The organism is Haloarcula vallismortis ATCC 29715, assembly GCF_000337775.1.
GTDB lineage: Archaea > Halobacteriota > Halobacteria > Halobacteriales > Haloarculaceae > Haloarcula > Haloarcula vallismortis.
On sequence record NZ_AOLQ01000049.1, the window covers coordinates 1 to 2,472 of the forward strand.

Genomic DNA, 2,472 nt, shown 5'->3' on the forward strand with positions numbered 1-2,472 from the left:
AGTCTCCGTTAGCCGGAAGCTCTAACCCAATAAACCCAGGTGAAATATCCCACTGCTGGAGCTCTTGTAGATGTCTCTCTACGGAATCAGCACCATGCGCCGTTTCATATATGGATAGTTGTCTAAGAGACATATGTTAGATTCTAGCAGGCGTTAGGAATTTGAGAAGTGCGGGGAACCGTTCGAGCGTCCTGCCTGATACCAAAATCGATCCAGTAACGGTTGAAGCGTTTCTGGTGAGAAATCTTCTGGATCAGTCCTCTCAAGGCCTGTTAGCGGAGGAGCATACCGGTTAGGAAATGTTTGGGGTTCGAAATGGAGTGCCTCTCCAGTGTCAAATGCGTAATTCTCCACGTCCAGCAGCGAAACAGAAACGTACACTGGCGGTTTTACACCGAGTTCGCAGAAAGTTCGGAGCGCACCAAGAACCGTCGTACAAACAGCTTTGTCCATGTCTTGATTGATAAACCCTCCTGCACCACTCGGATTCGGTCGGAAGTACTCAGTAGACACAGCCTCTATCCAACCTGCTTCATCAAGATAGACATAATCTGGATGTTCGGTACGGAAGCGAGAATTGTATGCTACCACCCCGTTTCCGAGCGATTTCCCAGCTCCTGCCAGCTTATTATGACCGAATAATGGGAGTGAAGGTAGGTCGTCAGGATGATCTGCATATTCGGTACTGAAAACCCCATTTGGGACTACGTGGATGGCTAAGGTCGGCCCAGCAGGAATTGAATTTGGCAGGGCTTCGCGGTCTTGAATACGATCTAATCGGTTATCTCTCAACTCCAGAATTTGATCTTGATGATCATTGAGACGAGTGTTGGGGTCAACACCAAGATGCTCTCGAGCTAATCGTTGATGGTCCGTCATCAACGTGTTACGCAATTGCTCACGGGCCCAAACATCCGTCTTCCAGCCGTAGTCATCCTGCACCTCAGCCTCTAATCGGCGTCGAAAAGTCCCCTGAAGATCCGCCGTGGTAATGAAGACGAAGAAGTCGTATGTCCGCTCATGGTTCTGCACCTTCCCAACGTCGCTCCGTATCTTTTCACGAACCCGGCCGCTGGTCGTTCGACTAACGTGGAGTGCTCCAATCCGCTCACCATCTCTCAGAAGCGCATCCAGCCCACCGTCCGCACCAGTTGTCCCCGTCGGTTCTACATCGTACCCACGCTCAGACAAGAGATCCGCTGCCAGCTTCTCAAGATCCTGCGGATAAATATTAGCGAGGGCAGTTTCCAGTTCGGTTTGAGGCATATTCTTACGAGTGTATACGGTTTATCGCAGTTACTATGGAGTCTGTCGTCATGCCTTTTTAATATAACTCTTGACAGAGAACTAGTTCATCCAGACATAGTATATGACAGAGTGGCCCAAAATGGTTCCCGCGTCTATGCACTGGAATTGTGGAATCCAAATAGGTCGTATGCTGCAACGAGAAGCGAGACGGTTGTATTGAAAAAATCGATCGCAGTCGATTGGTCAGGATGAGCGAGTTGCGAGGCCGTCTCTGAATGAATTATCGCATCACGCTCTTCAACAACTTGACTAAAGTCCGCCCAAAGAGTGTCATACGGCCCATCAGTAAGCCGCGTACCGGTTGCTTGCTCTAAGCCGTGTTTTGCGATTGTGATCCGATTCGGGTCGTATTTGTCCTCGAGGTCTTCAATCGATTGGCGTGCGCTCTCCTGCTCATGGCCGTCCCAGAGCTGGTAGACGAACATCTGGCGAATCAAGCAGTTATCGACAGCAGATCGGAGGACTGGCAGTGCAGCAAGTGTATTCCCCTGCCTGATTGCCTCCTGTGCTTCTTGCAGCAGGTCAATCCATGGCGGGTTCGTGACGCCACCTAACTGGGTGGTTGCAGCGTAGACAACCTCGAGAGTATCCCCGAATCCAATCGGAGATTTGGATGCGCGATTCTCCCGGAGCGTAGCGTTTATTGTAATCTCAGTAGCATCCGTTCTAAGCAGACTAATGAGAACGCTATCGCCCAGCATAGCCCGATTCTGGGCACCAACGAGGTCGAATGATAGCCAGTTATCTTCATCGACCCCGTCTCTGTGCCCCCCGAGAAGATAGATGGAGTCATACTCGTACCCAGGTTCAAGCGAGTGCATCTTAATGGGGCGGTGCTCTCCGGCCTTGACGTGGTTGAGATCCCGTTTCTGTGTCCCGCCGAGAGAGAGTGGCGTGCCAAAATACTCCTTTTCGACCTGGCCATCTCCGTACAATGAGTGCAAGAGTCCGATTTCAGGATAGTACCATGAAGAACAGTACGGACACTGAAAAAGACCGTCGGGCGTGAGGTTCGACGCGTTGACAGCGCGCATCTCGAGTAGATCGAGAGCAGTATCACAATGCCGGCATGCGAGATTTGTACTACCCATTTTTGCGCCCGAAGGAATGATACTCATTGAGTCTGGGTTGTGTCTGATGATATAATTATGATTCGTACCGAGT

General features: G+C 50.6%; 2 protein-coding genes. Both read right to left on the reverse strand.

From position 1 onward, the window contains the following. Window positions 1–153: 153 nt before the first annotated feature. On the reverse strand, window positions 154–1,266 hold the full coding sequence (locus C437_RS19895) for a restriction endonuclease (RefSeq protein ID WP_004517256.1): 1,113 nt from the start codon (window positions 1,264–1,266) through the stop codon (window positions 154–156). Window positions 1,267–1,400: 134 nt separating this feature from the next. Next, window positions 1,401–2,472: hypothetical protein (locus C437_RS12140; protein ID WP_004517257.1), on the reverse strand; the 1,072-nt coding region annotated here is incomplete at its 5' end.